Source organism: Bacillus sp. JJ864 (assembly GCF_036963045.1).
Lineage (GTDB): Bacteria > Bacillota > Bacilli > Bacillales > Bacillaceae_G > Bacillus_A > Bacillus_A pseudomycoides_C.
This window is the reverse complement of record NZ_JBALLY010000015.1, coordinates 16,051-23,128: the sequence shown is the minus strand read 5'-3', so window position 1 is coordinate 23,128 and position 7,078 is coordinate 16,051. Positions and strand designations below refer to the sequence as shown.

The window sequence follows — 7,078 nt, the reverse complement described above, 5'->3', positions numbered from 1 at the left end:
CAGTAAGGTCGTTAAGTGGTGGGTAGTTCACTTAACTAGTAGGATTCACGGCATTTTTGTGGAATGAAAGTTTAGGAAGAGAAAAATTGAAATCATCATGAGGCACCGAGCAGCTTTATATATAAAAGTTGGCATGGAAGGTGGAATGTATGGTGAAAACGAAGCAATCTGGAGAATTATTAGCAAAAGATGAAAAATACGTCTGGCATGGAATGCGTCCGTATAGTCCGAATAGTACAATGATTGGAATGAAGGCAGAGGGCTGCTGGGTGGAAGATAGTGAAGGAAAACGCTATTTAGATGGAATGAGCGGTCTTTGGTGTGTGAATAGTGGTTATGGAAGAAAAGAACTAGCTGATGCAGCTTATAAGCAGTTACAAAAACTTTCTTATTTTCCGATGTCGCAATCACATGAGCCAGCAATTCGATTAGCAGAAAAATTAAATGAGTGGCTTGGCGGGGAATACGTTATTTTTTTCTCTAACAGTGGATCAGAGGCAAATGAGACAGCATTTAAAATTGCTCGTCAATATTATGCATATAAAGGAGAACCGCAACGTTTTAAAGTTATGGCACGCTACCGCGGTTATCATGGAAATACGATGGCAGCAATGGCAGCAACGGGCCAAGCACAGCGGAAATATCAATATGAGCCGTTAGCGGCAGGCTTCTTACATGTCACGCCGCCAGACTGTTATCGTATGCCAGGAATTGAAGCAGAGGATATTTATGATGTGGAATGTGTAAAAGAAATTGATCGCGTGATGACGTGGGAATTGAGCGAAACGATAGCAGCATTTATTATGGAACCAATTATCACAGGCGGAGGTATTTTAATGCCGCCGCAAAATTATATGAAGGCTGTTCATGAAACGTGCAAAAAGCATGGAGCACTTCTTATTAGCGATGAGGTCATTTGTGGTTTTGGGCGTACAGGGAAACCTTTTGGATTCATGCATTATGATGTAAAGCCAGATATTATTACGACAGCAAAAGGAATTACAAGTGGATATTTACCGTTGTCCGTAACGGCAGTGAAAAAAGAAATCTATGAGGCATTTCAAGGGGTGGGAGAATACGAGTTTTTCCGGCATATTAATACATTTGGCGGAAATCCAGCAGCTTGTGCATTGGCACTTAAAAATTTAGAAATTATGGAGAACGAAGGATTGATTAATCGTTCTGCTCAGATGGGATCTCTTCTATTAGAGCAATTAAAAGAAGTGATTGGTGACCATCCATATGTAGGAGATATTCGCGGGAAGGGGTTACTCGTTGGAATTGAACTTGTAAACGATAAAGCGACGAAAGAGCCAATTGATGGGGACAAAATTGCAAGTGTTGTGAATGCTTGTAAAGAAAAAGGATTACTTATTGGCCGTAACGGTATGACGACAGCTGGTTATAATAACATTTTAACATTAGCGCCGCCGCTTGTAATTTCTATCGAAGAAATTACGTTTGTTGTAGAAACAGTGAAAGCGGCGATGGGACGTATTTAATAAACGTTGAGAGCGAGCCAAACTGACAAAGCTCGCTTTTCAGTTTATTATTTATTTTAAAGAGTACATATAGTATACTTGCTACCTTATAGAGAGCGAGAATAAAGTGAAACTGTTATTAACGAGGTAAAGGGACAATATAAAAAGTGTGATTAGGTTAATGAATTTGAAACGAACGGAGAAATAAATATGTTATTAAATCAACGTTTTACAATTGGAGAAATGGCAAAAATGCATAATATTCCTGAATCGACATTGCGGTACTATGATGAAAAGGGAATCTTTCATCCAGCGATTGTTGATTCACAAACAAATTATCGCTACTATACAATCGATCAATTTTCAATGTTGGATACGATTAAGTTTTTACGGCAGCTAAATATACCGCTAAAAGAAATTAAACGATATATAGATGAAAGAACACCAGATTTTGCGATGGATTTATTAGAGAAACAGGAAGAGATGTTACTGAAAAAACAAAAGGAAATTGAATATACGTTAGCAAAAATAAAGCATAAAATTCATTTAATGAAAGAAGCTGTACAAACAGATGCTGATACGGTCTTTTTTGGAGAATTACCAAAGCGGAAAATTACAGCTCTTCCTATTACTTCAAATGTAACGGACGATATGTTTGAATATTATATTCATTCACTTCAAAAAAATATGAAACAAGCAGATGAAAGTTTATTTTCAGGTGACATCGGTGTTACCGTAGCAAAAGATGCATTATTACAACATGATTTTCAAGCGTACAATAGTGTATTCATTCTTCTTGATTACATGCCATTTCAAACTGATGCTTCAAGTGTAATTGAAAGGGGGATATATGCGTGTGCATATCATCACGGACCATACGAAGAAACTGGTAAGACTTATAAGAGGCTGCTACTAGCTATTGAGAAGGATGGGTATGAAATATGTGGTGACGCAATTGAATTAGCTTTAATTGATTGGTCTGTAACGAGTAATCAAGAGGAGCAAGTGACAGAAATTCAAATCCCTGTGGTAAAAAAGTGAAATTTTAATTTTTTACTTCTCTCTTGACCTTCAAGTTACTTGAAGGTTTACAATGTAAACAGAGAGTCGTAAAGGAGAATTTTGTAATGGAAACAACTGAGAATTTAAGAGAAAAGCCGATTAAAAGTTTATTTATTTCTTATTTAATACCGGCTGTACTTGGAATGGTACTGATGTCGGTGAATATTATGATTGATGCAGTTATGGTGAGCCGTGGTGTGGGAGCGAATGCATTGGCAGGGGTTAACGTTGCTGTTCCTGCATTTTCTATCTTTTTCTCCATTTCACTATGGATTGGAATGGGCGGAGCTACGTTGTATTCTATCGCTTTAGGAGAAAATAAAATAGAACGAGCGCGCTCTATTTTCACACAGTCTATGACGGTAGCGGTTACGATTGTTGGTATATTAATGATTATTTGTTTATGGAAAATAGAAGATATAGCATACTTATTTGGTGCAAATGATGTAATTTTACCGTATTCATTAGATTATCTACACGTATTATTCACATTTGGAATGATATATGTGTTAGAAAATGTTTTGAGTACATTTATACGAAACGATGGAAATCCAAATTTGGCTATGGCAGGTTTGATTGTCACGGCGGTATTAAACATTGTATTTAATTATATTTTTATTTTCATTCTAGGGTGGGGTGTGACAGGATCAGCGGCTGCAACTATTTTATCTGCAGCAATTGGTTTTCTTGTGCTACTGAGTCATTTCTTTAGAAAAAACAGTATTTTAAAATGGACGAAACTCCATTTAGATTGGGAAACCGTAAAGCAAATTATGATTATCGGTTTTCCAAGTTTCACGACAGAGGCTACGGTAGCGATTGTAACGATTGGATTTAATATTGCCTTTATTCAATATGCTGGTGAGCAGGGCGTTGCATCGTATGCTATAGTAAACAGTATTCATGCGATGACGTTACTCTTATTTTTTGGAGTTGGAGCAGCACTACAACCGATCGCGAGCTTCCATTATGGTGCAAACTTAACGGAAAGATTAAAACAAGGATTACAGATTGCGGTTAAAACAGCTGTTGTACTCGGTGTAATTGCAACACTGATTGGTTTATTCTTTGGGAAATATATGGTAGGTTTATTTGACGTTCAATCTGAAGAATTATTAAATATGACGGTTATAGGAATTAGTTTATTCTTCATGCAGTACGTATTTTTAGGCTATAACATCGTATACGGTGAATATTTCCAATCTGTACGACAAACAAAAAAATCTGTTTTAATTATTTTAAGTCGCGGGCTGTTACTGATCATTCCTCTGCTGTGGGTGATGCCGAAATTATTTGGTGTAAATGGAATATGGCTTGTAATGCCTGTTGCGGAACTATTAACAGCGTGTGCTGTATTTATGATGAATCATTTTTCACATCCCGTTTCTATACAGACGTTGGAAGAAACACATATATAATGATGAAGTCCCCTTAACAGTATTAAGGGGATTTTTTCTTATTCTATACAGATTCGTACAAATATTACTTTTTAAGGTTGATCACCGTAACATGGGGTTGATTTTTTGAAAATGAATCATTTTTAATACATGGAACGGAAAGCGTCCACTCGGAGTGGAGTGTACATCTATCTATATGTCACCCCCGTCTTTTGGTGATGAACCCTTTTTAAGGATAAACATTCTTGAATTGGAAAATAAAACTATACAAGTAATTGGAAGAATATTATGATGAAAAAAACGGGAAATAGGAGAATTTATAGGATGTTAAAAAGAAAGAGATTCAAAAAGTATTGCTTTATTTTCATTATCATTGCAGCAGTTTATATAAGTACTTTACAATATGTTATTTACAAGCATGGTCACATGGAAGCACCAAATGCTGCAGATTATATGATTGTACTAGGTGCTCGTGTGAAAGGAACAGAACCATCTTATGCTTTGCAATATCGTATTGATAAAGCAGCTGAATATTTAAAAATACATCCACAAACAACTGTTATTGTATCTGGTGGGAAAGGAAAAGGTGAGGATATTTCCGAAGCTTTGGCTATGAAACGCGGGTTGGTAGCGCAGGGAATTCAAGAAGAACGAATTACAATGGAAGAACGTTCTTCGAATACAGATGAGAACATAAAATTCTCAAAACTTCTTATTCCAACAAATAAGAAGAAAGGAATCATTGTAACGAACGATTTTCATATGTACCGTGCGAAAAAAATTGCCGAAAAACAGGGATTGCAGCTAGAGGGATTGTCTGCAAGAACACCAAAGCTGATCATAATTCAATCTAATCTTAGAGAGTATGTAGCAATTACGAAGTATTGGCTTATGAATCAAATATAATCTGGAATCTTACAAAATTGTAATTCAGTTGAAAGGTAAAGCGATAGTTTCTAAAGTTTTGAAGTGTCATAATAAGAGTAACAAAACTTTAGAGGTGAATCGTATGAAAGGCAATCAAATTTTATCTTCATTATGTTACTTTAGCATTTTCTTTGCACCGTTTTTACTTCCAATTATCGTCTACTTTATCGCAGAAGATGATGTAAAATATCATGCAAAAAAAGCATTGTGGACGCACGTAATTCCGTATGTAATTCTATTTGGAGGTCTTGCTCTTTCCGGTGTGTTTGGTTTGAGTATGGGAGAATCAAGGGGTGTAGGAATCGCTATTATTGCAACTTATGTAATCTTTGCGGTGGTAGGAATTTATTATTTCGTTTGGAATATTGTTAAAGGTGTAAAGGTATTGAAAGCAGCTTAATATGCAGGAAAGGACCAATCAAATCGATTGGTTCTTTTTCATGTATCATTTTTTATAGGCATATCGTTTGTCCATATACAAGAAATGTGATACTTATTAAGTATTCAGACTATAGGGGGTAGGATATTGTGAATGAAATAATACATACAATGGAACAACACGTATCAGTACGGAAATATAAGAAAGAGCCAATTCCAAAGAATATAATCGAAAGAATGATTGGAGCAGCACAGCATGCAGCATCATCACATTTTGTGCAAGCGTATTCAGTTATATATGTAACAGATGAAACGCTGAAAGAGCAATTAGCAGAGCTATCTGGAAATCGTCACATAAAAAATTGCGGAGCGTTCTTTGTTTGCTGCGCAGATTTAAAGCGGTTAGAAGTGGCATGTAAAAAACATGGGACAGAAATGAAAGCCGGTACAACAGAGAACTTTATTGTGGCAACGGTAGATGCTTCTCTCTTTGCTCAAAATTTAGCACTTGCAGCGGAATCTCTCGGATATGGTATTTGTTATATTGGTGGAATTCGTAATAAGCCAGAACAAGTAAGTGAAATACTACATTTACCGGATAACGTTTACCCCGTCTTTGGAATGACAGTTGGTGTACCAGATGAAAAGCATGGGGTGAAACCTCGCCTACCAGTTGGAGCGATCCTACATGAAAACACATATGATGAGAAGAAATATAGCGAACTACTAGATGAATATGATCGTACGACCAATGAATATTATAAGGAAAGATTGGCAAATCAAAAGGATGTGACATGGACAGGATCAATGAGCGCGTTTATGTCACAGGAGAAGCGACTGCATATGAAAGAGTTTTTGATTAAAAAGGGATTTAATCAAAAATAATGTAGAAAAAGCAAATCTGTTCACACAGATTTGCTTTTTTTGCATGATCTATATAAATTTAGATTACTTATCCTTGATTAAGTTCTATATACTCAAACGAATTACCATCAGGATGCTGTGCGATCATTTTCATACCGCTTGAAATAAATACAGGTTCAACTAATATTTCTCCGCCTTCACGTTGGATAAAATCTTTAGCTTCTGTAATAGAATCAACTACAATTGTACGAGGTTTTACTGCTTACAAACCTCAACATCAATCCCAGCAGCAATTAATTTTTGTTCTCCTTCTTTTTCAATAATCTTTTGTAACTTTGATAAGAATGAGTCAAAATTTGTATGCTGGGCAACTTGGAATGTCATTTTATGTTCAATAGGAAGCCACGTATCGATGTCTGCTTCATTATGCTGGATTTTTACTTCTAGCTTATCTAAAGCATTTGCAACTTTTGCTTCATAAGTTTCTTTATCTTCAAACTCCATCCATAGTTTATATAATTCTTCTCCAAGCGGACCTGACAGTGTATGTTTAATATTTAGAATTGCTTGTTGTTCTTTTTCTTGTTTTTTTCGTCGTAATTCTGCACTATTCATCGTATCAAATGCAGGGATATCACCAGCTTCAGCTTCGACTAAATCGTGGATGATTACCATTTTAAGTAACTTTTCTATATCAACCTTTTTATCTAAGTAAGGATGAACGAGGATAGCCATGAGTGACATACGCCATGTATGCTCTGCTACGCTCTCTTGACGACCGTTAGAAAGCCAGCTGTGCCGCATTTCATATTTTAGTTTTTCTGCTAGTGCAATAACTTTTAAAATATTATGTTCCAAATAAATTCGCCTCCGTATATTTTAATCTTAATAAGAAAGTAGAATGTGTCAATTTTATGCATACATTGTTATATATGGATTTAAAAAGTATAATATTGTTATAAAAAGTAT

7 protein-coding genes are annotated in these 7,078 nt (G+C 35.7%); 6 read left to right on the top strand and 1 reads right to left on the bottom strand.

The genetic code is table 11. The features are described 5' to 3' along the window. The first annotated feature begins 149 nt into the window (after positions 1–149). The 6 genes from V7024_RS03470 to nfsA all read left to right on the top strand — a co-directional run bounded on the left by V7024_RS03470 (position 150) and on the right by nfsA (position 6,130). Positions 150–1,502 (top strand): aspartate aminotransferase family protein, encoded by a 1,353-nt coding sequence (locus tag V7024_RS03470; RefSeq protein WP_335515710.1) that lies wholly within the window; start codon positions 150–152, stop codon positions 1,500–1,502. 189 nt (positions 1,503–1,691) lie between these two features. Further along, positions 1,692–2,522 (top strand): MerR family transcriptional regulator, encoded by an 831-nt coding sequence (locus V7024_RS03465; protein ID WP_335515707.1) that lies wholly within the window; start codon positions 1,692–1,694, stop codon positions 2,520–2,522. 86 nt (positions 2,523–2,608) lie between these two features. Beyond that, entirely contained in the window at positions 2,609–3,961 is a 1,353-nt protein-coding gene (locus tag V7024_RS03460; protein ID WP_335515704.1) for an MATE family efflux transporter, read from the top strand. Positions 3,962–4,264: 303 nt separating this feature from the next. Continuing rightward, complete coding sequence (locus V7024_RS03455) at positions 4,265–4,846, top strand: YdcF family protein (protein WP_335515701.1); 582 nt, start codon at positions 4,265–4,267, stop codon at positions 4,844–4,846. A gap of 103 nt (positions 4,847–4,949) precedes the next feature. Beyond that, positions 4,950–5,267 (top strand): DUF4870 domain-containing protein, encoded by a 318-nt coding sequence (locus V7024_RS03450; RefSeq protein WP_335515698.1) that lies wholly within the window; start codon positions 4,950–4,952, stop codon positions 5,265–5,267. Positions 5,268–5,395: 128 nt separating this feature from the next. Continuing rightward, complete coding sequence (gene nfsA / locus V7024_RS03445) at positions 5,396–6,130, top strand: oxygen-insensitive NADPH nitroreductase (RefSeq protein WP_335515695.1); 735 nt, start codon at positions 5,396–5,398, stop codon at positions 6,128–6,130. Between the two features lie 234 nt (positions 6,131–6,364). Here the strand turns inward: nfsA and V7024_RS03440 are convergent, their stop codons facing one another. Then, on the bottom strand, positions 6,365–6,967 hold the full coding sequence (locus V7024_RS03440) for an HD domain-containing protein (RefSeq protein WP_335515692.1): 603 nt from the start codon (positions 6,965–6,967) through the stop codon (positions 6,365–6,367). Between the last annotated feature and the right edge of the window lie 111 nt (positions 6,968–7,078).

Excerpts from the sequence above, each read along its gene's own strand:
- V7024_RS03470 (WP_335515710.1), top strand. The coding sequence starts at position 150 with ATGGTGAAAACGAAGCAATCTGGAGAATTATTAGCAAAAGATGAAAAA.
- V7024_RS03465 (WP_335515707.1), top strand. The coding sequence starts at position 1,692 with ATGTTATTAAATCAACGTTTTACAATTGGAGAAATGGCAAAAATGCAT.
- V7024_RS03460 (WP_335515704.1), top strand. The coding sequence starts at position 2,609 with ATGGAAACAACTGAGAATTTAAGAGAAAAGCCGATTAAAAGTTTATTT.
- V7024_RS03455 (WP_335515701.1), top strand. The coding sequence starts at position 4,265 with ATGTTAAAAAGAAAGAGATTCAAAAAGTATTGCTTTATTTTCATTATC.
- V7024_RS03450 (WP_335515698.1), top strand. The coding sequence starts at position 4,950 with ATGAAAGGCAATCAAATTTTATCTTCATTATGTTACTTTAGCATTTTC.